The following is a 23045-nucleotide window of genomic DNA, read 5'->3' on the forward strand; positions in this document are numbered from 1 at the left end:
ACCGCACCTGGAACAGGGACTGTTACCCCACCAGTGACCAATCCGGGAACGAACCCGACGACGATTAACGTTACCGTCGATCTCGGGCCAAATCCGGGTGTTCCGACGCCGGGTTTAGAAGCAACTCCAACTGGCTCCCAAATTTTGGCGCCGTTGTTGAACATGATGGGCTTAAAGCGTTCCAAGTTCCGAACCATTCAGCGGAATGTCCGAAGCCTCAATTCGATTTGCCGGTTATCAATACGCATGTCGTGATGGATGCCCAGTGCAAGTTGTTTGAAGACGTTCGGCCTCAACTTTTTAGCGGTGCGTTTTTGGCGTGGGTTATTGCCGCGCTCTTTATCGTTCTTTCGGCGTGAGGTGAACCATGTTTGCTATTTTACTTTCCGCTGTTAACACGTTGCTCGCGTTCCTGGTGCGAGGGGTATTAATCAAGTTTGTCGTTTTCACGGCCTTGTATTTCATTGTGTCCGAGCTGGTTTCTGCCATGGTGTCATTGCTGCCTAACGGCAGCTCTTTGACTTCGGCCTTCACTGGTATTAGTTCGGCTACTTGGTATTTCCTTGATCTCTTCGCAGCTTCGCAAGGCATTCCGCTTATCATTGCCGCGCTTGTAACTCGGTTCATCATCCGCCGTATTCCGGTAATTGGCTGATGCCTATTAATGCCTATACCGGGCTGATGGGCTCGGGCAAAAGCTTCGAGTGTGTCGTCTCCGTTATCGTCCCAGCGGTCGCTAAAGGGCGCCGGGTTGTGACAAACGTCGACGGTATCGACTCCGATGCCATCCGTGCATACATCAACGAGAAACAGGGCATTGCCCTGGAGAAACTCGGCGAAGTGGTGCTGCCAAAACGAAGACGTTTTCAAGGCTGATTTTTTGCCACACGGCCAGCCGGTGGACACGTTCTGCCAGCCCGGTGATTTGATCTGCATCGACGAAGCTTGGCGATTCTGGGGTTCTGATTCGAAGATCGGCACCGAACACCGGATTTTCTTCCGCGAGCATCGTCACTATGCCCACGCTGAAACCGGTGTGACCTGTGACCTGGTACTTATGGTTCAGGACATTTCCGACCTTCATCGCATCTTGAAAACGGTGGTCGAGCTGTCGTTTCGTACCACCAAAATTAAGTCGCTGGGTTTGAATAAAATCTACCGAGTTGAGATGTGGGAAGGCTGGAAACAGACGGCCAAAGCCCGTGTTGACGTGATGAAAAAAAGTATGACCCGGAGATTTTCCCGCTCTATTCGTCGTACTCAGGCGGTCACGGCAAAGAAGTCCAGGTGGATGACCGACAGAACATCCTGAAAAACCCAAAGGTCTGGTTTTTCCTGTTCATGATTGTTTTCGGCGGTGTCGGGTCGGTCTGGGGTGTCCTGCACTTCTTCAACCGTGGTGCTGCTCCCGCTACGGTCGTTCAGCAAGCCGCAAGCGCCGCGCAACCAGCGCCCAATATTGTGCCTTCTGCTCCTTCTCAGGTGCTTTCCACTGAATGGCGTATGCTGGGGAAATTGTCGTTGATGGTCAGCGACAAGTCGTCCTGGTGAACACTGACGGCGTGATCCGTTACGAGCATCCGAGCAACTTCCAGAATTCAGGCCGCGTTATGACTGGTCAACTCGACGGCCAGCGCGTCAGCACCTTCAGCGGTGGCAAGCCTCCGGCCGCGTCCTCCGTTCCTCTCCCTGGTAAAAAATCCATGATCCGGTTCTTGTTATTGTGCCTGTTGTCATTTTCCGCGATTGCCGCCGATAAGCAGGCGCCGTATCAGTTCGATCTGACCGGCTTGCCGATTGGCCAAGTGGCTCAAATTTTCTATGCCGATGCCTTCCGTAAGCCCTACATCCTGTCGCCGGAAGTGCTCGAGGACGGTCGGCCTGTGTCGTTGCGTGTTCAGGGCTCCGCCGTCCAGGTGCGCGCGATTTCGTCCGTCTTCTTGATGCCTTTTGGTTACGCTGTTACGCAGCGCAACGGCGTCGATCACGTCATGCCGAAAAAAGAGCCAGCACCGCCTCCTGGTGAATACTTTCTGTACCGACCGCTTTACCGCGATGTGGCCTATCTGTCCGAAACGCTCGCGCCATTGTTCCAGGGAAAATTTGGTGTTGATCGCGGGATTTCTGTTCCTGGTCAAACTCCGATGACCGGATCTGCTCCGCGTGGATCGGCTGCCAGCCTGTTAAATCGTGATGCTGATCAGCTGGTTTTTGTCGGTACAAAGGCTGAAATTGCCAACTTGCGTTCGTTGTTGCCCCAGGTTGATATCGAGATGGGCGAAGTGATGTTGCGTAGTGCAGTTTATGAGGTTCAAACCGGCGACCGTGACGGTTCCGCTTTTTCCCTGGCTGCCTCGTTGCTCAAGGGTAAAGTATCGATCAACTTGGCCGGTAATCCGCTCGATAACTCCGTCAGCATTAGTACGGGCGACTTCAATGCCGTCCTGTCGGCTCTGTCGTCCGATTCGCGTTTTAAGGTGTCAGTCAGCCGAGTTTGCGTGTGCGATCAGGTAAAGAAGCGACGATAAACGTCGGTGCAGAAGTGCCGGTGCTGGGTGCCTTGTCGTATCCGCAAGGTGCTGGCCAAGCTGTCCAGTCGGTCGAATATCGTAACTCTGGGGTGATTTTTACCATCACCCCTCAGGTGCGCCAGGCTGTTGTCGATCTGACCATTGATCAGCTTTCCAACTTCGTGCAGACCACTACCGGCGTGAATGGAAGCCCGACTTTGACCAAGCGGCAATTGACTACAAACGTGCAGATGCGCAACGCCGAGGTGGTCATTTTGGGTGGATTGACCGAGGAAAAACCTCAGAAACGCAAACTGGCCTATCTTTCCTGCCGTCTATTTTCCGTTCCAAGGTTACTGAGTCGAGCAAATCGGAAATCTTGCTGGTTATCCAGATGATGAGGATGTGAGGGCAGGGTGCTTCAATCAGTCAGAACCCGTAGGAGCGGGCATGCCCGCAGCGCGTCAGCGCGAGGACTTGACCACTCCTATGGGTACATTCATAGAGTAAATAGGGAGGAGGGATGCGTTGACGGCGCTGTTCCGCGTCTGGCTTGCGCATCACCTCTTTTAGGCGCTGGGAAGGACCTTCAAGGTCTGACGGCGCCGCGCCGCTAACAGCAAGCATTAACGCATCGCGGCGTTTCTTTTTGCCGTCCATGATTTCAGCGAAACTACTTTCTGACGGAATATGCTGGCTCATCATCGCTGCCTTTGGCTGTGCGTCATTGGATGCTAGCACGGGCTTGATTCGCCGTAGTTCGGGCTCGACACCTTGTCGATTTAGCAGCTAAATTTCAGACCGTTCCTTCCGGCGTTCAACCGGCTTTTCACCGTGAAAATCTGAGTATCTTGTTATAACTAAACTAAAGAACTATTTAGTTTAGTTATAATGCAATGGAATATGTAGAGTATGAATATGCAGGGAACTGAAAAGCAGAAAGCGCTGGCCACCTTGATTAAGGCGGAAGCTGTTCAGTCAATCGCTGCTGCGGGGCTTTCGGCTCCCCATTTCCGCGATGCATGTGCTGCCTTGTCGGAAGCGGTCGAGGCTATTACAGATTCATCCTGGATCATTTCCAACCGCTACAACCTTGGACTTAAAACGGGCTTCATTTATGGCACGGATCGGCCCACGATCACCGCTCAGGAAGTCTCATACCATCAGTTGTTACGCAACGAGCATTGGCGAAATCCCTATCTGCGCAAAGGAACCTCCAGCTTCACCAAGCAACATCAGGCCGCGTTAAAAGCCATGTTTCAGGAAGCATGGCGACTTGAGCGGATTTCTCCCGAGGTGATCCAATGACAGAGCCAATTTATGATTATGACCCAGCTGACTCGCTGGTTGATTCAGAGGCCGTAGCTGTCTTTTTGGCTGATGCTCACGACACGGGTGACGCGGCTTTCATTGCCGAAGCGATGGCCGTTGTTGCACGTGCCAAGTTTCGTATCGATGCAGATGACGAAGGACAGAAGCCATCGTTCTGAAGCCGTGTTGCTACTAGCAACACCTGATCACCTGGTGAAAAGGACTGAGCAGAGCCCCACAAGGAGAATCCTTAGGTTCGCATAATATCGATGACGTTATGGTAGCTATGCCGTCGAGATCGACGAATTTAGCGCCGGGATAATGGCGAAGCCCCGGCGCTGAATTTATCCATAACGTCCATTATGCGAGGCTCATGACTTACTTACGTAAGGGGTGACGTAAGTAAGTGATTACGTAAGTAAGGGTAGGTTGCTGCTGGTTTTTCATTTTCGCGTCCGCGAAAATTGACCCTATAACCTTCGGTTAAATGCTGTTTCTGCGCCCAGGTGGAATTGATGACAGAGCAAGAAAGCTACGCCAGTGTCTGGGACGCAATATGCGATTCACCAGGTGAAGCGACCGTCATGAAGCTCAAGTCGGAGCTGCTGATGGTTTTGCAGACTCGCGTCAAAAGCTGCTCGGGCAAGGAAGAGGCGGCTGCTTTTCTTGGCATTACCAAGCCGCGGCTAACTGAGTTAGTCCAGGGCAAAATAGATCGTTTCACCCTTGAGCAGCTCGTCCAGTTGCTTGTAGCTGCCGGCCTGGACGTAGAAATCCAGGTCAAACCTCGACTGCCCGAAGGGCATTAGGCGCCATGATTTTTCACGGTGAAAACTCGATCTTTCCGCGCCGATACCCGGCAACGCCGGCCGATCTTCAGGCAAAGAAAAACCCCAGCGATCGCTAGACCACTGGGGTTCCCTTCGCGGGTCGCGTTCCCAGAATCACGCACCTGGTACTTCGCGCCCTAATTACTGCTTTTGCTCTGTTGCGTGACGCAACACGGTTTCATGATTCCGCTGATTCTTCATCCCAAGCGGTTACATATTCTTCCTTGTCAGCGATTTTCGCTGCTTGTGCGTAGTCTTCTTTGAACTCCGGATCGTCCAGCCACCCCGGTACCATTTGATCAGCGCTGTTGTTCCATCTGTGGTACATCGCGAGAAGGATTCTCTGGATGTCAGTCGCGTCCAGGGCAGTTTCTGCGGAGCTTACAAATTCGTCCTGCATCAGGGTCACAAGCATGTCTACCCGGCTTTTTTCTTGGGCCGCTTTCATCTTCTTGAACAAGGCCACGCTTGCTTCTGTCGTCTCTATTGTTTCCACCGTCTGCGAGTCCTCGTAGCGGGAAATATTGTTTCTGACCACACGCGCTTTTTTGGCTTTTTCCTTGGCTCTTTGAGCCCGTTTCGCTTGCTTCTGTGACGATGCCATGGGTTTTTCTTACCTAGAAGGTGCCGCGATTGTCGTCAAATAGTCGTGGTATTGACCATGTCATTACGTTTTATAGATCCGCTTGAACCAGGTGCGCTCACGAAAAAAACGTCTGCAATTTTTGAAGGAAAACCACCAACCTAGAAGCGTGGTAGCTCCGCAGACGATCCATAAGACTGTGCTGTTTGTGATGGAGAGCAGGTCATGAAACAGCTTTCCTACCAAGAAGCCCGCTACGACCGAAAGCACTGTCAGCGTTATAGCGATAAAAGGAGGCGTGCCGTAGCTAATCTCTGCGTGGCAGCCTCGGCATACGCGGGCTCCCCATGGGACATTGTTCATGCAATGCGGACATGACAGATTTCTATCCGAACTCACGTTTCACTCCTTTGACCTGGTGTCGGCACTTTTTGGAATTGGTTTTGGTTGAAGCGGGTGGGGGTGCTGTTACACCCCCACTTTAGTACGGAATCCCGTATTTCCAGCATCCATGAATGACTGGCTTTTTCTACCTCAAGGCTTCCTGTTCGTATCCGAAAAGCACACCTTTTAGGGCAATTTTTGCCTGATGCCGAATCTCTGGCGGCAGTGCCTCAAATCGCTTCAGGATAGAACCATGTCTTGGGAAACCAACATTTCAGACGGGTCGAGCAGTAGTTCGTCCGTCGTGGTTCCAAGCACATGTGCAAGGCTTACAACCTTGTCCGCAGATGGCATTCCACGACCTGCCTCGTAGGACGTGTAACTCGATTTACTAACGCCTGCAGCCTCCCAAACCGCTTGTTGCGTTAAGCCCTTCGCCTCTCGGTAGCGCTTAAGATTTGCACCAATGGTCACGGCTCTGTCACCTGAGTGGTTGTTCATGTGACCTATCCTATTCGCTGGATACTCGTACAGTACCGATATATCGGTACATTTATGCTTGCATTTCACAATTACAAGGTCTCATAATCCTGCCAGTTCTGTTGGAATACAGATATTGACAGGTAATGGCATGTTCATCGACTGGCTCAAGGTTTCGCAGGAATTCGAGGAGGACCTTCCCGTCATCTCGGATACCGCGTTCGCTGCGATTGACACCTTGACTGGTGAGGTCATGAGCACTCGTTATCGTGCTGTTAAACATGAGGGTAGCCATAGTTCTCGGATCCATATTCAGATCCAGGGCCGCAAGGTGACTGTTGATGGCAATCCTTCCAGGCTGAATCGGCATGACAATCTCTGGGCTTTGAAACGGTTGAGCAGTGCATCACCGTTTACAACGAACTTCTCGCTGAGTACGGCTTGCCCCCGTTTACGAATGCACGCGCTTCGAGATTCGCCAAGGCGAGTCAGGGGCAAAAAGCTCTCATCTCTGGGCCGATGGTTGCTGCATCCATCGCATTGACCTGACCACGAACATATCGGTGGGGAAGGGCAATGAGACCGCTTATTTGCGTGGTCTCGCGAGTCAACGAATTGGACACTCGATAGGCCGACTGTTTCCAAATGGCCGATCTGTTGATTGGACAACATCAGGAAGCGGGAAGGGCGCACGCCTCCAGTACAGAAAGGCTTATGACAAGTCGTTTGAAATACTGGACAAGCATCTTCCGAAAGTTAAAAAAGCATTCGGGGAAGCATCCCCAGAGTTTAAGTATGCTCAGGACATTTATAACTATGCCGCAGAAACAGGCATTGTCCGTTTAGAGCAAGAGCTTAAAAGTGAATATCTAAGCCGTGAAAAGCTATGTTTCTGGGGCCTCTTTGATGAAGGCAAATATCAAACTCTACACAATGAGTTTTTGAGCGTAGACCAACGCCTGAAGGTGACAAAGATGGATATTGCCAGCATTTCGCAACAGCTTGTGCTAGAGAATATTGTGGATTCCACAAAGGCAGCTAATACGACAGCGTGGTATGCCCATCTTTGGATGACCGGGCAAGAACTAGACTTTACGAAAAATCAGGTCAGGGTTCATGCGGCACGCCTTAACCGTATTGGTATTAATATTCGCAATGCATGCGACCTTAAAACCTTTAGTACCGTATTCATTCGAGAAATGCGGGAGATTAATCCCGTTAAAGGAATTGCCCCTCCAACCTGGTACAAGCGGCCTAATCACTTGCAGCGGGTTGCAGCATGAGAACTGTAAGTCTTCAAGGCATCCAGCTTACAAGCGGGCAACGGCGCCGATTGGCTGAACAGCAGCAAGTTCGTACTTCTTTTATCAATCCTGTTCTTGCTCAGCAGGTCGAGCAAACGCTTAAGGCTGTTGAGGCACGGAAAGAGCAGGGCGTTAAGCCTGAGCGTATTTGGTTTGTAGAGCGTCAAGAAATAGGAACAACCTGTGTTGCCGAATGGATGGGTTTCTAATGGATAAGAACCAGTTTCAAGTTTTGCGTTGGAATGTCGAGTCTGACATTCGCAATCACGTTACTGATGAAGCACTAATTAAAAGCATAGCTAACGATGTTATGCGAACTATTCTGACTGACTTCGCGACACAAGCCGTGACTCGGCAACGCAATCACCGACAGTTTTTAACTTTCAGGCGCAATCCTGAAACCACAGCGCCCAGTTGGGCCTATCGCAAGCCGGGCATAAGCTCCCGACTTCCAACATTGTAATGAGGGCAATACTATGTCGAATGTAATTCTTGTTGGTTACCGGTGTTAATCGTACTGGCACGGCTTCTAAGTCTGGAAAGCCTTACTGCATGTATGAAGCATATGTTCATCTTCCAAATGTTCCGTATCCTCAGAAAGCTTCCTTTTATGCCGAGCTGCCAAGCCAAGTCCCGCAGCCTGGAACCTATGAGTGCGATGTTATCGCAGATGTTCGCGATGGCCGTTTAACTTTTGATGTTGATCCGCGCCAAGCACGACGAGTCAATTCTGTTTCCTCACAAGCGCCTGTATCTAAAGCCGGATAAATAAACATGGCAGTTTGTACGCTTCTAGATGCAAACGGCTTTGTGACGTCCACTAAAGAAACCATATGTTCTCATTTGTCATGCTTAGCCTTCTGAGTTTGCTTCCGTTCAAGCCGGCTGCGCCGTTCGATTACACCCAGGCATTTGCCTTTTGGTCGTTTGCGTTCGGTACAACGCTGCTTTTTTGGCTGATATCTGCGGTGGGCACCGTCTTGAACCTCATACGTCATCGGTAGGAAAGCCGTACCGGCCGGATGCCGGTTATTAAGAAAGGGTAACAACCATGAAACTGAAACAACTGCTGTCCGCTTCCGTTTAACTGCCGGGTCGTTGCTGCTACTGCGTCGCAAGCCGCCTCCGCTGCTATTGATTTGACCACCATTACCGGTGCTTTCACTGCTGCTGATGTTGTCGCAGGCATTCTGGCTATTGGTGCAGTTCTGGCGACTATTTACGCGACCTCCAAAGCCGCTTCGATGGTTCTGGGCATGATTCGCGGTCGCTGATCGTAACTAGCGACGGGGCATTGCTTCGGCGTGCCCTTTTTTTTCGCCTTCAGGAAGTTGAAAACAGTGAACACGCCTAGTCGAAAACGCCTTTTTATCGTCGGAGTTGATTCCCATGACCACCAATGACGCTTGGTATTTGCTCATGTTCGTCTTCGGCCTTATGTGTGCCTGGGCGGTAGTTACTGGCTTTGCGGATAACGACCTATGAAAAATTTCTTCCTAAAGTTCGCGGTAATCAAGATTTTCGTTTTTGCTCTGGTATTCACGCCGTTTTTTGCGTCTGCCGCTTCCGTTGCTGCCTATTCGCCGAAAGTTGGTAATACCGTTGCGGGTGTGATTCAGCAAAAGTCGATTGCTCGCGGTTTTGCTGCCAACGATCCAAAATACGGGGCAACCGTTGCAGCTATTGGTACTGCCCTTACGATTGTTGCGTCTGCTGCCGTCGGTGGTGCAACTGCACCTTTCTGGTTAACCCTTTTAGTTGGCAGTGCCGTAACTTTCGCCGTCTCTCTGGCTGCGGACTCTTTGTACAAATGGGCATTTAACAGTGACGGTTCTATCGCTGTGACTGGCTCGCAACCAAATGATGGTTATTCCGACCCAATTGGCACGTATACCCCTCAACCAACTGTTATTGGTGGCCCTTATCTTTCTATCGGTGGAAGTACTTGTGCTTCGGGTTCTCCCGCCACGGTTGCACTTTGCGTCTATGGCGATCCTCTCTATAACAATGGAAAGACCAACGTTCACGTAAATAGCTGCGTGCAACAAGGCCCAGGCTTTTTGTGTAACGTCGGCTGGACTGATATCAATGGTCAGCCAGGCAGTGAGTCGATGAGTGTTTTTGGTTACACGTCGGGCTCTATGAGTGCCTGTCCTACTAATGCTTATTACAAGAACGGTGGCTGTGTAACCGCTTCTGGAAGCCCCTCACCTAATGCCGGTCAGTCGCAAGACAAGCCGAATGCTTCACCGGCTCAGGCGTTGGCATCGGTTCCCGCGGCTGATCTGTCGAAGCCTGCAAACCCTGCTTTGATGGCTGACACCATCAACAAAGCTTGGCAGAAAGCGGCTATGGATCCGATGTATCAGGGAGTTCCTTATTCCTACTCCGATCCCGTAACGGCTGCTGACGTTGCTGCATGGCAGGCCTCTAACCCAGCCTCGTACCCAACGGTGCAGGATTTGCTGTCGAAGGCGGTCAACCCGGCGACCGGTTCGGTTCCAGTTACCGCACCTGGAACAGGGACTGTTACCCCACCAGTGACCAATCCGGGAACGAACCCGACGACGATTAACGTTACCGTCGATCTCGGGCCAAATCCGGGTGTTCCGACGCCGGGTTTAGAAGCAACTCCAACTGGCTCCCAAATTTTGGCGCCGTTGTTGAACATGATGCCGGGGCTTAAAGCGTTCCAAGTTCCGAACCATTCAGCGGAATGTCCGAAGCCTCAATTCGATTTGCCGGTTATCAATACGCATGTCGTGAGGATGCCCAGTGCAAGTTGTTTGAAGACGTTCGGCCTCAACTTTTTAGCGGTGCGTTTTTGGCGTGGGTTATTGCCGCGCTCTTTATCGTTCTTTCGGCGTGAGGTGAACCATGTTTGCTATTTTACTTTCCGCTGTTAACACGTTGCTCGCGTTCCTGGTGCGAGGGGTATTAATCAAGTTTGTCGTTTTCACGGCCTTGTATTTCATTGTGTCCGAGCTGGTTTCTGCCATGGTGTCATTGCTGCCTAACGGCAGCTCTTTGACTTCGGCCTTCACTGGTATTAGTTCGGCTACTTGGTATTTCCTTGATCTCTTCGCAGCTTCGCAAGGCATTCCGCTTATCATTGCCGCGCTTGTAACTCGGTTCATCATCCGCCGTATTCCGGTAATTGGCTGATGCCTATTAATGCCTATACCGGGCTGATGGGCTCGGGCAAAAGCTTCGAGTGTGTCGTCTCCGTTATCGTCCCAGCGGTCGCTAAAGGGCGCCGGGTTGTGACAAACGTCGACGGTATCGACTCCGATGCCATCCGTGCATACATCAACGAGAAACAGGGCATTGCCCTGGAGAAACTCGGCGAAGTGGTGCACTGCCAAAACGAAGACGTTTCAAGGCTGATTTTTTGCCACACGGCCAGCCGGTGGACACGTTCTGCCAGCCCGGTGATTTGATCTGCATCGACGAAGCTTGGCGATTCTGGGGTTCTGATTCGAAGATCGGCACCGAACACCGGATTTTCTTCCGCGAGCATCGTCACTATGCCCACGCTGAAACCGGTGTGACCTGTGACCTGGTACTTATGGTTCAGGACATTTCCGACCTTCATCGCATCTTGAAAACGGTGGTCGAGCTGTCGTTTCGTACCACCAAAATTAAGTCGCTGGGTTTGAATAAAATCTACCGAGTTGAGATGTGGGAAGGCTGGAAACAGACGGCCAAAGCCCGTGTTGACGTGATGAATAAAAAGTATGACCCGGAGATTTTCCCGCTCTATTCGTCGTACTCAGGCGGTCACGGCAAAGAAGTCCAGGTGGATGACCGACAGAACATCCTGAAAAACCCAAAGGTCTGGTTTTTCCTGTTCATGATTGTTTTCGGCGGTGTCGGGTCGGTCTGGGGTGTCCTGCACTTCTTCAACCGTGGTGCTGCTCCCGCTACGGTCGTTCAGCAAGCCGCAAGCGCCGCGCAACCAGCGCCCAATATTGTGCCTTCTGCTCCTTCTCAGGTGCTTTCCACTGAATGGCGTATTGCTGGGGAAATTGTCGTTGATGGTCAGCGACAAGTCGTCCTGGTGAACACTGACGGCGTGATCCGTTACGAGCATCCGAGCAACTTCCAGAATTCAGGCCGCGTTATGACTGGTCAACTCGACGGCCAGCGCGTCAGCACCTTCAGCGGTGGCAAGCCTCCGGCCGCGTCCTCCGTTCCTCTCCCTGGTAAAAATCCATGATCCGGTTCTTGTTATTGTGCCTGTTGTCATTTTCCGCGATTGCCGCCGATAAGCAGGCGCCGTATCAGTTCGATCTGACCGGCTTGCCGATTGGCCAAGTGGCTCAAATTTTCTATGCCGATGCCTTCCGTAAGCCCTACATCCTGTCGCCGGAAGTGCTCGAGGACGGTCGGCCTGTGTCGTTGCGTGTTCAGGGCTCCGCCGTCCAGGTGCGCGCCGATTTCGTCCGTCTTCTTGATGCCTTTGGTTACGCTGTTACGCAGCGCAACGGCGTCGATCACGTCATGCCGAAAAAAGAGCCAGCACCGCCTCCTGGTGAATACTTTCTGTACCGACCGCTTTACCGCGATGTGGCCTATCTGTCCGAAACGCTCGCGCCATTGTTCCAGGGAAAATTTGGTGTTGATCGCGGGATTTCTGTTCCTGGTCAAACTCCGATGACCGGATCTGCTCCGCGTGGATCGGCTGCCAGCCTGTTAAATCGTGATGCTGATCAGCTGGTTTTTGTCGGTACAAAGGCTGAAATTGCCAACTTGCGTTCGTTGTTGCCCCAGGTTGATATCGAGATGGGCGAAGTGATGTTGCGTAGTGCAGTTTATGAGGTTCAAACCGGCGACCGTGACGGTTCCGCTTTTTCCCTGGCTGCCTCGTTGCTCAAGGGTAAAGTATCGATCAACTTGGCCGGTAATCCGCTCGATAACTCCGTCAGCATTAGTACGGGCGACTTCAATGCCGTCCTGTCGGCTCTGTCGTCCGATTCGCGTTTTAAGGTGGTCAGTCAGCCGAGTTTGCGTGTGCGATCAGGTAAAGAAGCGACGATAAACGTCGGTGCAGAAGTGCCGGTGCTGGGTGCCTTGTCGTATCCGCAAGGTGCTGGCCAAGCTGTCCAGTCGGTCGAATATCGTAACTCTGGGGTGATTTTTACCATCACCCCTCAGGTGCGCCAGGCTGTTGTCGATCTGACCATTGATCAGCAGCTTTCCAACTTCGTGCAGACCACTACCGGCGTGAATGGAAGCCCGACTTTGACCAAGCGGCAATTGACTACAAACGTGCAGATGCGCAACGCCGAGGTGGTCATTTTGGGTGGATTGACCGAGGAAAAAACCTCAGAAACGCAAACTGGCCTATCTTTCCTGCCGTCTATTTTCCGTTCCAAGGTTACTGAGTCGAGCAAATCGGAAATCTTGCTGGTTATCCAGATGATGAGGATGTGAGGGCAGGGTGCTTCAATCAGTCAGAACCCGTAGGAGCGGGCATGCCCGCAGCGCGTCAGCGCGAGGACTTGACCACTCCTATGGGTACATTCATAGAGTAAATAGGGGAGGAGGGATGCGTTGACGGCGCTGTTCCGCGTCTGGCTTGCGCATCACCTCTTTTAGGCGCTGGGAAGGACCTTCAAGGTCTGACGGCGCCGCGCCGCTAACAGCAAGCATTAACGCATCGCGGCGTTTCTTTTTGCCGTCCATGATTTCAGCGAAACTACTTTCTGACGGAATATGCTGGCTCATCATCGCTGCCTTTGGCTGTGCGTCATTGGATGCTAGCACGGGCTTGATTCGCCGTAGTTCGGGCTCGACACCTTGTCGATTTAGCAGCTAAATTTCAGACCGTTCCTTCCGGCGTTCAACCGGCTTTTCACCGTGAAAATCTGAGTATCTTGTTATAACTAAACTAAAGAACTATTTAGTTTAGTTATAATGCAATGGAATATGTAGAGTATGAATATGCAGGGAACTGAAAAGCAGAAAGCGCTGGCCACCTTGATTAAGGCGGAAGCTGTTCAGTCAATCGCTGCTGCGGGGCTTTCGGCTCCCCATTTCCGCGATGCATGTGCTGCCTTGTCGGAAGCGGTCGAGGCTATTACAGATTCATCCTGGATCATTTCCAACCGCTACAACCTTGGACTTAAAACGGGCTTCATTTATGGCACGGATCGGCCCACGATCACCGCTCAGGAAGTCTCATACCATCAGTTGTTACGCAACGAGCATTGGCGAAATCCCTATCTGCGCAAAGGAACCTCCAGCTTCACCAAGCAACATCAGGCCGCGTTAAAAGCCATGTTTCAGGAAGCATGGCGACTTGAGCGGATTTCTCCCGAGGTGATCCAATGACAGAGCCAATTTATGATTATGACCCAGCTGACTCGCTGGTTGATTCAGAGGCCGTAGCTGTCTTTTTGGCTGATGCTCACGACACGGGTGACGCGGCTTTCATTGCCGAAGCGATGGCCGTTGTTGCACGTGCCAAGTTTCGTATCGATGCAGATGACGAAGGACAGAAGCCATCGTTCTGAAGCCGTGTTGCTACTAGCAACACCTGATCACCTGGTGAAAAGGACTGAGCAGAGCCCCACAAGGAGAATCCTTAGGTTCGCATAATGTATATTATGTTAAACGAGGTGCCATGTTAGGGAAACTCTGAAAAAGACTTTCAGATTTGGTGAAATAGCCGCCTGATCCGAACACGACGGTTGAGCCCCGATGAAACAGATGTCCTTCGCCGATGCCGAGTACGCCGGCAAACGTAAGCAGACCCGCCGCGAGCGTTTCCTGATCGAGATGGATCAGGTCGTGCCCTGGAAGGGTCTGATTGCCTTGATCGAGCCGAATTATCCGAAAGGCGAAGGTGGTCGTCCGGCGTATCCATTGATGGCGATGTTGCGGGTTCATCTGATGCAGAACTGGTTCGGCTACAGCGATCCGGCGATGGAAGAAGCGCTGTACGAGACCACTATCCTGCGCCAGTTTTCGGGGCTGCATCTGGATCGGATTCCCGATGAAACCACGATCCTCAACTTCCGACGTCTGTTGGAAAAACATGAGTTGGCCGGCGGGATTTTGCAGGTCATCAACGGTTATCTGGGCGACCGTGGCCTGATGTTGCGCCAAGGTACGGTGGTCGATGCGACGATCATTCATGCGCCGAGTTCGACCAAGAATAAAGAGGGTAAACGCGACCCCGAAATGCATCAGACGAAGAAGGGGAACATGTATTTCTTCGGGATGAAAGCGCATATCGGCGTCGATGCCGAGTCGGGTTTGGTGCATAGCCTGGTGGGCACGGCGGCCAATGTGGCGGACGTGACGCAGGTCGATCAGTTGCTGCATGGCGAGGAATCATACGTGTCTGGCGATGCCGGTTACACCGGTGTGGACAAGCGTCCTGAGCATCAGAATCGCAAGATGATCTGGTCGATTGCCGCACGGCCCAGCAGCTATAAAAAACACGCGAAAAAGAGTTTGATCGGGCGCCTGCGGCGCAAAATCGAATATGCGAAAGCACAAGTCCGGGCGAAGGTTGAGCATCCATTCCGAGTGATCAAGCGTCAGTTTGGCTATACGAAAGTGCGCTTTCGCGGCCTGATGAAAAACACCGCGCAACAGGCCACGCTATTTGCCCTGTCGAACCTGTGGATGATGCGAAAACGGCTGCTGGTCGCGGGAGAGATGCGCCTGTAATGCGGGAAAAGCGCCTTGAAAAGGCGTCGCTCAAGGGTGAAACGATGAGTTAAGAATAGGAAAGGTCTGATTTCTGACCAGCCAGCGTTTTTTGAACCTCTACCAACGAGGGCATCAAAAATCGCTGACTACTTCAGACCTTCCCTAGAGATGTTCATGAGTTGTCGGTTATCACAAACCTACGCTTGTTTTTTCACGAAACCCAGTTTCCGTAAAATTCATGGGTTTGCCGCGTCCACTTCATCTGGCGTACGCGCTGTCCAATCACGAACCCCCGCTCCCTGATCATCTGCATCTCGGCCGCACGCCATGCTCCTTAATCTTCTGCTAAACCTATAGAAAGACCGTGAGCTAATACTGCATTTTAGTCTGGGAGAACCTGGATTGTGCCGCCATTTTCCCCTTTCCCTATGTTCGCTCCCTACGACCATTGGTGGCCAAACCAAGACTCCAAATTTCCTGGGAACGACCATGTGCGCCAGCGGCTCAGTGCGGTTGATCCAGCTTCCAAGCCTTTCATCAATCTGTGGTATTGCGACCGTTATCTACGCTGGGTAGCTCATACTTGGACTCCTGGTACAGCGTATGACTTATACACACTGGAAACCAGCGCGTTGATGCAGATGCTTAATTGGAGCTTTTCAAACGGCACCTCACTCATAGACTGGAATCAAGAAGATATCGAGGCATATATCACACATGTCTCTGCACCGCCCGAAACCTGGGTTGCAATCTCTTCATTAAAGCGTTTCATACCGACTCCAAGTGAGTTCTCTGAATGGCTCATCAATCCACAATGGCGGCCATACAAATTTGGGACTGGCGCCGTTCGTAATCGAATTTCGAATTTTCAACGCCGAGGAAATAAATTCTTTGAATTTTACAGAAGGGAAGTTGGATTAAATGGAGCCGAAATAATAGTGTTGAATCACAAGAGCCGCGCCTTCGATAGCAAGGTGTTATTCACAAGAGATGAAATGGACTGGTGCCTTAAAGAGATTGAGTGTATGGAGCTCCCTGAACTAAAAAGGAAAATTATTTCAACTTATATTGCTATTGCTCTATATTGCAAAGGCCCAGAACGCAAAGTGGTTGGCTCGTTAAAGCACGATGCAATGTTAAGTCAGTTTTTTAAGAAAAAGGGGGGTGGCATGAACGCCTTGGAAATCCTGACGAGTGCTTGCCACCGGGCTTCACGAAAATTTTCGAAGATTATCTCGACTGCTTGGGCATAAACGTAAATCAGCCTTTGCCAGAACAGATACTATTTCCTATTGATGCGGGGTTTTACAGAAGCTGGGCCGCCTTTCGTATTGCATTGTCTGCGCGAGCAAACACGTCGCTAAATCAACAGGTCAAAAATACGCATTATAAATGGGATCAATTGAGTTTCCAGCGCATCCGAGTCTCATTTTCTGAGTCGAAAACCCGATCTCGACCTAGAAATCATGCAGAAAGCCGACTCCATGCACTGCTGCGCGCCAATAACTATTACTGAACCTCTTCGCTGGCCGACTTATCCCAGGACGGTTGCTAAGCCGGTTTATGATTTATCAGCGCCTGCTATGCCCTCAATTAATTAACCACGGCGAATAACGCCGCCTTCCTCGCACGATTGTCGTCGGTTTATCTCTCGTGCAAGATCATCGCAACCCCGCCCTTCGAAAATTGTTCACTAGAGCAATGCTTTCCTCGCAGCTGCAAATGTCCAGCAATCGAATATTTCCTGAGCCGCTGGAGGGCGTCCCGAAATCCAGAAACGCGTGGTTCATCCCGATATATATCACTCTTGGCGCTGATCATCTGCTCGCTCGCACCGTGATGGATTGTGTTCATGTTGTTCCTGCTTCAGCTCGTGTCGCAGCTGTCCAGCATCGTTCTGAGTCGGCCTCAATAGCCGCTTCTCGCAGAGAGGCTATTTCATCGCGGGAATGGCTAGCTGGTCGATGAGCTGCTCTCTAGCACCCTCCTCTCTATCTGACGCGATGACCAAGGCATTGAGCTTACCTGTAAGCCGCGCAATGGTGTCGTCTTGGCTGGTCTTGGCTGGTCTTGACCTTGGTCTGCTGACTTGAGTCGCTTAGCAGACGCGCGTTGTCTCGAATCTAGCGGCTTGAGTATCATTGTTCAGTAACCATAGCTCGGCTTGATGAAACGACCCCATGTGGTTTCTGTGCAGTGGGGTAATCGCGTCCGCTGCTTCGGCCTGCACGTCCAGTACGACCGGCAGCTGCCAAGTGGTAAGATGTGGCGAACTGCCAGCGGAGCTGGCCAACAAGATAATGAAGTAAAGGGATGCCAGTATGATCAGACGGTTTCGGCTGGAGCAGAAGTCGCTTTACGAGAAACTGGTCATTGCTCAGCGCTTGTCGGACATGCTGGAAAAATTCCTCGACGGGCGTCGGGCTCCGCTGGAAATTGGCGCCGAGCAAGGTGGTATCGAAGAGTGGGATGACGTCGTAATTGTCCATTCCCGAGATTCATTTGAGCACCTGCAGGTCAAGCGTCAGACCACGGACTTCTGCACCAAAGACCCCGATATGCAAGTGTATCTGGGCAAGCTTGCAAAGCTCCGACTCGCCCGTAAAAAGAAGCGCGCAAAACCTGCTTCCGGCTCCTCTGAACCTGTTGTTACGGACGAACCCACCTCGGACGAACCCGCTGATGCCGCTGATGCCGCTGATGCCGCTGATGCCAATGCTGACGCGGCCAAGGACAGCCTTTCCGTTCTTGACTCGGCGTTTTCGAGCTTAGCCAAGCATGCCCGCGCCGGCACATTCGCTTAATTGCCTGAACGTCGATTTCAGCTGACGCTTGTAGGAGCGAATCTGAAAATCAAAGACGATCTAACCGTTAACCATCTGGACGAGCTGTGTAAGCTGTGCCGCCAGGACGGACTCAATCCCAAAGATCTGGCTCACCGTGTTGACGGCCCGACAACGCGGGCTCACCTCTGGCTCACAACGTGGTGTGGCTTCGAGAATTGGACGCAGATCATCGACACCCTGAAGCTTGTCACGGTTGCCTGCGTTGGGAATGACGCGACATTGGAGCAGCGCTCAGTCCAATCCCTGGGCAGGCATTTCACGAATCCAGAACGCACGCTCGAACGGCTAATCTCGGTAATCACCGCAGAGACCTCTGACGTTTCGGCCTTGGGGTGTCATGCGATCATCCGCGAGCTTAGAGATGAGCTTCGCCCTGATATCGAAACATGGGCTCAATATCTCTTAGGGGATGAAATTCAGCCTGCCGGCAAGACATGGTCTTTTTCTGGCACCCATGATCTCGGTGCGCTCGTCCCCCGATCAGCACAGGGCGTGGTAGATCACTTGTGGGGTAGCTCCCCCGGGAACCGGAGGCTCAGGGTGTATGCACCATACGCACCTCCTGTTGGAGCAACGCTTACGCGTCCATCCGCAATATTGCGAATGGCGCTGCACTTGCCCCACGGTAGTCAGAGCCTAATGCTGGGCGAACCAACCTGGCGCTCCAGCGTTAGCCATGAAGTTGGGCATACCCTCGGTTGCGCCGAAAGTGACCTCAGAGATCTCCCGTGGATAGAAAATGCTGAGCGGCTCGTGTGCACCCTGGATCATGAGTTCAAGACCCAAGGCGCTGCTCGAGCGGAAGCTGCAGCGCTCGCGAACGCCATGGACGACCTGGTGTGGCAACGACTTATTCAAAGCCTCTCTGCAAAGCTTGCGGCCGTAAAAGACCCGGCCCTTGCTGATGCCATGGAAACGATCTGGCTGGAGTGGTTGGACGGCTTTACCAATAATCCCGAGAGCCGCCGTCAATTTCTGGAACAGCTTCTGTACCCGGAAACGGAGGGAAAAAATGCCACGCATGCGCTTCGCCTCGGCCCTCGCACCGTAGACCTATTGGTCACCGCGGTGGAATTATTGTTGCTGGTTGCGGTGGGGGTTGGTGGCACCGGCACTGCCTGGAAGCACTTCCCGGATTTTGGAGAGGTGTTGAGCATCGCTCTCAGGTACTGGTCTGGCCCCGCAAGTGGAGCGCCCGAAGTCCGTGAGCTATCTGACGATCCGTTGATCAACGTTATCGGCCCGTCCCCTGCCCCGGTCGTGATTCTGTCAGGCGTGAGCACTCCTCCCTCAGAGCTGTTGAATATCGGAATGGCTGACGATGCAGAGACGGCCACCAGTATGGCGGCAGAACGTCGACCACATCTGCTCGTGACCCGCTCAGGGGTATTCAATCAATTGCGCTTCGGTACGCTAGCCACGGTGCGGCAACACTTTAGTAAACAATTGCAAGATCGACTGCTCGCCCGCCAGTCAGCCATCGATACGAATACGAAAGGAATCTGAAATGCTAACAATCTCGGAGATGGTTGAAGCCATCTCTAACCGTGCCGAAGGTCGCTATGACGTTTCCTATGCCGATTCGGTGGAATTGCCACCGCCATTGGCTGAGATCGCTACCGCAGGGATGCAGCTCAAACGGGTCAATCAGGAGAATGCGGGCTGGCGGACGGTCTTGATCGCAGCCTTTCCCTACGATGTGGCAAAAATCCAGGGGGCGTTTCGGTGGGCCGCGGATGTCCGTGACATGCTTCCAGAGCCGCAAACTGCTGACCTCTACATGTTCATGCTCATTGAAGGTGTCGCGTCTGAGGATGCTGCTCGTCTCGAGACGGACGACCGTTTCTGCAGAAAGGTAGTCGTCAGAGAGGACGAAGACGCCGGTTCCTTTCTCGACCGTAGCTTCCTTGCGACACTTTCGATTCCTGGTAGCTCAGACAGCATTAGTGATCCATTGTCAGCTTCCCTCAGCGCCCTTGTCCTGGCGCATGCCTGGGTTGAGCCGCATCGCGATACATGGCGAGACCTGTTGCTGTCTGGAAAGTCGGGTAGTGAGATCGCTGAAGCCCTCAAGGTTTCGGCGTTCGGCGAAGAGGACGAGCAATGAAGCATTTAAAGTCCATCACGCTCTCGAACATCCGCCGGTTTGGCGCTGAAACTACGATTGAGCTCAGCCGCGGGGCAACCATTCTCCTGGCCCCCAATGGCACCGGGAAGACGGCGATCTTTGAAGCCATCGAGTTCGCACTGACTGGCAAGATCTCTCGCCTGGACGGAAATCTTGTCCCGATTATCCGAGACTCTCAATCCATGGCTCGAGTGAGCCTTGATTTCGGTGATCTGCAAGCCAGCGCGCAAGTTACCAACATCGGAGACGTTGAGACATCGGGCGATCTGAGCCCTCTTTTTCCAGAGACAGCCTCTGAAGACATCCCCTTTCTGCTCAGGCTTACCCACCTGCTTGATCAGCGTGAGGGTGAATGGCTGGTCAAGGCAGATCCCAAAGTCGCTGGTTCCCAGCTGGAGCGGTTGCCAATTGGTAAAGATGGCAGCCAGGTAAGCTCTGCCCTTGGCAGCATCCGCCGAGCGCTCACAGAGCAGCTTAAGCACGCGAAAGCCTCGCTGGAATCGCTCGAAGCCGAGTTTGCTGAATGGCAGAGCTTCAGCCTTGACCGAGATCAGGCGGCTGCGCAGACCCAAGGGGCGCTTCGCAGCAGGGAAAGCATTGCCGAATCGATATCGGACATTGCGCACCAGGCGCAAAGCTTCGACCAACTGCCCGCTGGCCTGCTCGTACCGCCACTGGGCCAATATGGGTTGGAAACGGTGCATGATGCGTTGGAGCAATTGGTGCAAATCAAGCTTGAGCGACTTCGTGAGCAGATCAAGGCATTGGCTGAGGTCGACGGCCTCATAGGCCGGTTTGTATCTGAACAAGCTCGTTCAGAGCAGCTCAGTGCCGAATTCATCTCCGCGACGCAGGAGCTGGATCAGAAGAAAGAAAATCGCTCGTTGGCCGTGGCTACTCTTGAGCAGCTTCAACGAGAGTTGGTCGCCGCAGAAACTGAGCGCGATACGATTGCTCAGCAGCTCAACCGGTACGTGAATGAGACCAAGGCGAAAGAGGCGGTCGAACAACGCCAGCAGGTGCTTAAGTCCGCCGACGATGCCCTCACCAACACTGAGTTGGAAGCTTCTACGGCGCGCAGAGTGCATGAGGGGCATGAGCAGATCCGTGTCCAACACGACCTGATTAATGGACAGCGCAAGACGCTGCTACAGATTCACGCCGACCTTCTCACAGCTCAGGAACTCCTGGATCGCTGGGAGCTGACCCTTCAGCACGTTGCGGAGGTTACCGGCACCATCAGCGGTGAGGAGGTACATGAGGACATCCTCAACGAACAGCTTCGTGTTGCGCTATTCGCCAGGGCCGCCGCCGAAGTAGAAGATCAGGCCGCTAAGAGCCATCACGAAAATCTGACCTCGGCGGCTGACTCGATACGCCAAGCCGTTGCATCCATCGCGGCCCACTTACCAAGCGATCGTGGTGATTGCCCATTATGTGGCGAAGAGCATGGCGCGGTCGCATTACATGAGCGTGTCGCCAAGGCGCTGGCGGCTATTGACCCCAATGTCGTCGAAGCTGAACGGCGTTTGAAAAAGGCCGCTGATATTCTGCGTGACTGTACAGAAGCGGTAACGGGCGCCGAAGCAGAATTGAGTGCATGCAAGAACAGGATCACTCAACTGGAGTCACAGCAGGCATCCCTGAAAGCGGATATCGCCGAGATCAGCTCCAACATTCTTCTTGGCGGCGATACTGTGCCCTTGGCGAAAGAGTCCATCCGGCTTCGCGTTGGTGCCAATGCTGCTGCGAAGCTGCAGCTGGACGAGAAACAAAGCAAACTCGCATCGCCAGCAACCTCAGAGATTTTTGAGCAATCCAGGAACGCATACGACGCAGCTGTTCGTGCAGTAGACGCCGCGCGGCAGGCCCGGTCGGAAGCCAGCACCAGGCTGGAGCAAGCCACTGCGGCGTTGGCAGCGATCACCGCCGACGCCCCGCCAGCGCAATCCTTGGCAGAGCTGTCCACCGCGCAGAACCAGAATGCCAATCAGCTAGTCGAGCTAGGCGCTAAGGTGACTGCCGAGCAGTCCGCCCTGGATCGTCAGCAGGCTCAGCTGACAGATGCCACGAATACGGCAGATGATCTGGAGACTCAGCTATCCGAGGCCCAAGCTCGATTGGCTACGATTAGAGCGTCCTGGCGTCAGCTCTCATTCACCGGCGATCCCACTGTCGAGGTTGCGAGCAGTCATGAGACTCAGCTGCAGTCCACCAGCACAGAGCTTACCAGGCACTCAGAGGCACTTCAGACCATCAAAATAGAGATCGGCGCCTGGAGCAAAATAGAGCAGGCCCGTCTCGCACAGGGCCTTCTGGATCGGCGGCGCGGCGAGCGGTCGGAAGATGACTTTTCGACTCACCTTCATCAACAAGTGGAGTCGAAGCGGACGGGCATGCAGCGTCTGTCGCAGCTATCTGCAGCGATGGAGTCGCTTAATCAGTTCCTTTCCTCCGAAATCGCGAACGTCCAGAAACACGTCCAGGCGGTTATGCCTCGGTGGCAGGCACTGCTCAAGCGCGTGGTCAGAGAACAAAGGTTCACCGGGACGAACCTGAGTTTCCGAAGCTCCTATCAAAAGCCACGTGCTGAGGTGTCTGTGCCGCTCCACGGGGGGTTAGCCCCAGTACCCTCGATAGCCAGTGAAGCCCAACTGACGGATCTGCAACTGACGTTTCTGCTATCAATGGCGTTGGAGCATCAGTGGTCTCCGTGGCGCGGACTTCTCCTTGACGACCCCACACAGCATCACGACCTGGTGCACGCCGCGTCTGTCTTTGATGTGCTTCGCGACTACATCATTGATCATGATTTCCAGGTGGTCATCGCCACCCACGACGCCCTTCAGGCCCGTTACTTCATGCGCAAACTGCAGAATGATGGGATCGAAGCACGCATATGGTCACTTGTTCCCACCCCTGAGGGCGTAACCGCGGTGGAAACCCCTTGGCCGGGCAGAAGCCAGATAACGGTGAGCGAGTAGCCACCACCAGCCCTCGACGA

The 23045-nt window shown here is 52.9% G+C and carries 28 protein-coding genes and 1 pseudogene; 25 read left to right on the forward strand and 4 right to left on the reverse strand.

Annotated elements, in window-relative coordinates:
- Window positions 1-367 precede the first annotated feature (367 nt).
- From BLL42_RS00005 to BLL42_RS29180, 6 genes are read left to right on the forward strand one after another with little or no spacing between them, the layout of a single operon-like run.
- Entirely contained in the window at window positions 368-655 is a 288-nt protein-coding gene (locus BLL42_RS00005) for a DUF2523 family protein (protein ID WP_071550131.1), read from the forward strand.
- Window positions 655-876, forward strand: a complete 222-nt coding sequence (locus tag BLL42_RS30730; protein WP_071550132.1) for a zonular occludens toxin domain-containing protein — start codon at window positions 655-657, stop codon at window positions 874-876. Before BLL42_RS00005 ends, BLL42_RS30730 begins: the two co-directional genes overlap by 1 nt.
- A gap of 4 nt (window positions 877-880) precedes the next feature.
- Window positions 881-1312 carry a zonular occludens toxin domain-containing protein gene (locus tag BLL42_RS00015; protein ID WP_071550133.1) on the forward strand — a complete coding sequence of 144 codons (432 nt, stop codon included), beginning with the start codon at window positions 881-883 and terminating at the stop codon, window positions 1310-1312.
- Window positions 1288-1551: a hypothetical protein gene (locus BLL42_RS29170; RefSeq protein ID WP_081427260.1), complete on the forward strand. Its 264-nt coding sequence runs from the start codon at window positions 1288-1290 to the stop codon at window positions 1549-1551. The genes BLL42_RS00015 and BLL42_RS29170 overlap by 25 nt, the downstream gene beginning before the upstream one ends.
- Window positions 1548-2528 (forward strand): hypothetical protein, encoded by a 981-nt coding sequence (locus tag BLL42_RS29410; protein WP_129586915.1) that lies wholly within the window; start codon window positions 1548-1550, stop codon window positions 2526-2528. Before BLL42_RS29170 ends, BLL42_RS29410 begins: the two co-directional genes overlap by 4 nt.
- On the forward strand, window positions 2501-2908 hold the full coding sequence (locus tag BLL42_RS29180) for a secretin GspD/PilQ domain-containing protein (protein ID WP_161492334.1): 408 nt from the start codon (window positions 2501-2503) through the stop codon (window positions 2906-2908). The genes BLL42_RS29410 and BLL42_RS29180 overlap by 28 nt, the downstream gene beginning before the upstream one ends.
- A 31-nt stretch (window positions 2909-2939) precedes the next feature.
- On the opposite strand, the gene BLL42_RS00025 is transcribed toward BLL42_RS29180, so the two are convergent.
- Window positions 2940-3212, reverse strand: coding sequence for a hypothetical protein (locus BLL42_RS00025; protein WP_071550134.1), 273 nt, complete (start codon window positions 3210-3212; stop codon window positions 2940-2942).
- A gap of 210 nt (window positions 3213-3422) precedes the next feature.
- Between BLL42_RS00025 and BLL42_RS00030 the strand changes: the two genes are divergently transcribed.
- From BLL42_RS00030 to BLL42_RS00040, 3 genes are all read left to right on the forward strand, one after another.
- A complete protein-coding gene (locus BLL42_RS00030) occupies window positions 3423-3818 on the forward strand; it encodes a hypothetical protein (protein ID WP_071550135.1) in 396 nt (131 codons plus the stop codon).
- Window positions 3815-4000: a helix-turn-helix domain-containing protein gene (locus BLL42_RS00035; RefSeq protein WP_071550136.1), complete on the forward strand. Its 186-nt coding sequence runs from the start codon at window positions 3815-3817 to the stop codon at window positions 3998-4000. The genes BLL42_RS00030 and BLL42_RS00035 overlap by 4 nt, the downstream gene beginning before the upstream one ends.
- Before the next feature lie 336 nt (window positions 4001-4336).
- Window positions 4337-4630, forward strand: a complete 294-nt coding sequence (locus tag BLL42_RS00040) for a helix-turn-helix domain-containing protein (protein ID WP_071550137.1) — start codon at window positions 4337-4339, stop codon at window positions 4628-4630.
- Between the two features lie 199 nt (window positions 4631-4829).
- Here BLL42_RS00040 and BLL42_RS00045 read toward each other — a convergent pair whose 3' ends face one another.
- The gene (locus BLL42_RS00045) at window positions 4830-5255 is read right to left on the reverse strand and encodes a hypothetical protein (RefSeq protein WP_071550138.1); all 426 of its coding nucleotides are present in this window, start codon (window positions 5253-5255) and stop codon (window positions 4830-4832) included.
- A gap of 603 nt (window positions 5256-5858) precedes the next feature.
- Window positions 5859-6119: a helix-turn-helix domain-containing protein gene (locus tag BLL42_RS00050; protein ID WP_236721948.1), complete on the reverse strand. Its 261-nt coding sequence runs from the start codon at window positions 6117-6119 to the stop codon at window positions 5859-5861.
- Window positions 6120-6249: 130 nt separating this feature from the next.
- On the opposite strand from BLL42_RS00050, the gene BLL42_RS30350 reads away from it, so the two are divergent.
- From BLL42_RS30350 to BLL42_RS00085, 9 genes are all read left to right on the forward strand, one after another.
- Window positions 6250-6642, forward strand: a complete 393-nt coding sequence (locus BLL42_RS30350) for a hypothetical protein (protein WP_236721949.1) — start codon at window positions 6250-6252, stop codon at window positions 6640-6642.
- Between the two features lie 46 nt (window positions 6643-6688).
- The gene (locus tag BLL42_RS30355) at window positions 6689-7381 is read left to right on the forward strand and encodes a phage/plasmid replication domain-containing protein (protein WP_236721950.1); all 693 of its coding nucleotides are present in this window, start codon (window positions 6689-6691) and stop codon (window positions 7379-7381) included.
- The gene (locus tag BLL42_RS00060) at window positions 7378-7611 is read left to right on the forward strand and encodes a hypothetical protein (RefSeq protein ID WP_071550139.1); all 234 of its coding nucleotides are present in this window, start codon (window positions 7378-7380) and stop codon (window positions 7609-7611) included. Before BLL42_RS30355 ends, BLL42_RS00060 begins: the two co-directional genes overlap by 4 nt.
- A gap of 343 nt (window positions 7612-7954) precedes the next feature.
- On the forward strand, window positions 7955-8170 hold the full coding sequence (locus tag BLL42_RS31230) for a propanediol utilization protein (RefSeq protein WP_442960335.1): 216 nt from the start codon (window positions 7955-7957) through the stop codon (window positions 8168-8170).
- 713 nt (window positions 8171-8883) lie between these two features.
- Window positions 8884-10308 carry a hypothetical protein gene (locus BLL42_RS29415; protein WP_129586916.1) on the forward strand — a complete coding sequence of 475 codons (1425 nt, stop codon included), beginning with the start codon at window positions 8884-8886 and terminating at the stop codon, window positions 10306-10308.
- Window positions 10280-10567: a DUF2523 family protein gene (locus BLL42_RS00075; RefSeq protein WP_071550131.1), complete on the forward strand. Its 288-nt coding sequence runs from the start codon at window positions 10280-10282 to the stop codon at window positions 10565-10567. Before BLL42_RS29415 ends, BLL42_RS00075 begins: the two co-directional genes overlap by 29 nt.
- Window positions 10567-10842, forward strand: a complete 276-nt coding sequence (locus BLL42_RS30735; protein WP_201788745.1) for a zonular occludens toxin domain-containing protein — start codon at window positions 10567-10569, stop codon at window positions 10840-10842. Before BLL42_RS00075 ends, BLL42_RS30735 begins: the two co-directional genes overlap by 1 nt.
- Window positions 10812-11621, forward strand: a complete 810-nt coding sequence (locus BLL42_RS00080; RefSeq protein WP_201788746.1) for a zonular occludens toxin domain-containing protein — start codon at window positions 10812-10814, stop codon at window positions 11619-11621. The genes BLL42_RS30735 and BLL42_RS00080 overlap by 31 nt, the downstream gene beginning before the upstream one ends.
- Window positions 11618-12838: a type II secretion system protein GspD gene (locus BLL42_RS00085; protein WP_071550142.1), complete on the forward strand. Its 1221-nt coding sequence runs from the start codon at window positions 11618-11620 to the stop codon at window positions 12836-12838. Before BLL42_RS00080 ends, BLL42_RS00085 begins: the two co-directional genes overlap by 4 nt.
- A 90-nt stretch (window positions 12839-12928) precedes the next feature.
- On the opposite strand, the gene BLL42_RS00090 is transcribed toward BLL42_RS00085, so the two are convergent.
- Window positions 12929-13132 carry a hypothetical protein gene (locus BLL42_RS00090; RefSeq protein WP_071550143.1) on the reverse strand — a complete coding sequence of 68 codons (204 nt, stop codon included), beginning with the start codon at window positions 13130-13132 and terminating at the stop codon, window positions 12929-12931.
- Window positions 13133-13342: 210 nt separating this feature from the next.
- Between BLL42_RS00090 and BLL42_RS00095 the strand changes: the two genes are divergently transcribed.
- The 7 genes and pseudogenes from BLL42_RS00095 (at window position 13343) to BLL42_RS00130 (ending at window position 23025) form a co-directional block, all read left to right on the forward strand.
- Window positions 13343-13738 carry a hypothetical protein gene (locus BLL42_RS00095; protein ID WP_071550135.1) on the forward strand — a complete coding sequence of 132 codons (396 nt, stop codon included), beginning with the start codon at window positions 13343-13345 and terminating at the stop codon, window positions 13736-13738.
- Window positions 13735-13920, forward strand: coding sequence for a helix-turn-helix domain-containing protein (locus BLL42_RS00100; protein WP_071550136.1), 186 nt, complete (start codon window positions 13735-13737; stop codon window positions 13918-13920). The genes BLL42_RS00095 and BLL42_RS00100 overlap by 4 nt, the downstream gene beginning before the upstream one ends.
- 187 nt (window positions 13921-14107) lie before the next feature.
- Window positions 14108-15085: an IS5 family transposase gene (locus BLL42_RS00105; RefSeq protein ID WP_071550144.1), complete on the forward strand. Its 978-nt coding sequence runs from the start codon at window positions 14108-14110 to the stop codon at window positions 15083-15085.
- A gap of 473 nt (window positions 15086-15558) precedes the next feature.
- A complete protein-coding gene (locus BLL42_RS29420; RefSeq protein WP_129586917.1) occupies window positions 15559-16320 on the forward strand; it encodes a hypothetical protein in 762 nt (253 codons plus the stop codon).
- Between the two features lie 1068 nt (window positions 16321-17388).
- A pseudogene (locus tag BLL42_RS00120) lies at window positions 17389-19419 on the forward strand (ABC-three component system protein).
- Window position 19420: 1 nt separating this feature from the next.
- A complete protein-coding gene (locus BLL42_RS00125; protein WP_071550147.1) occupies window positions 19421-20020 on the forward strand; it encodes an ABC-three component system middle component 1 in 600 nt (199 codons plus the stop codon).
- Window positions 20017-23025: an AAA family ATPase gene (locus tag BLL42_RS00130; RefSeq protein WP_071550148.1), complete on the forward strand. Its 3009-nt coding sequence runs from the start codon at window positions 20017-20019 to the stop codon at window positions 23023-23025. Before BLL42_RS00125 ends, BLL42_RS00130 begins: the two co-directional genes overlap by 4 nt.
- Window positions 23026-23045: the final 20 nt, after the last annotated feature.

It is taken from the genome of Pseudomonas frederiksbergensis (genome assembly GCF_001874645.1).
GTDB classification, from domain to species: Bacteria; Pseudomonadota; Gammaproteobacteria; order Pseudomonadales; family Pseudomonadaceae; genus Aquipseudomonas; species Aquipseudomonas frederiksbergensis_B.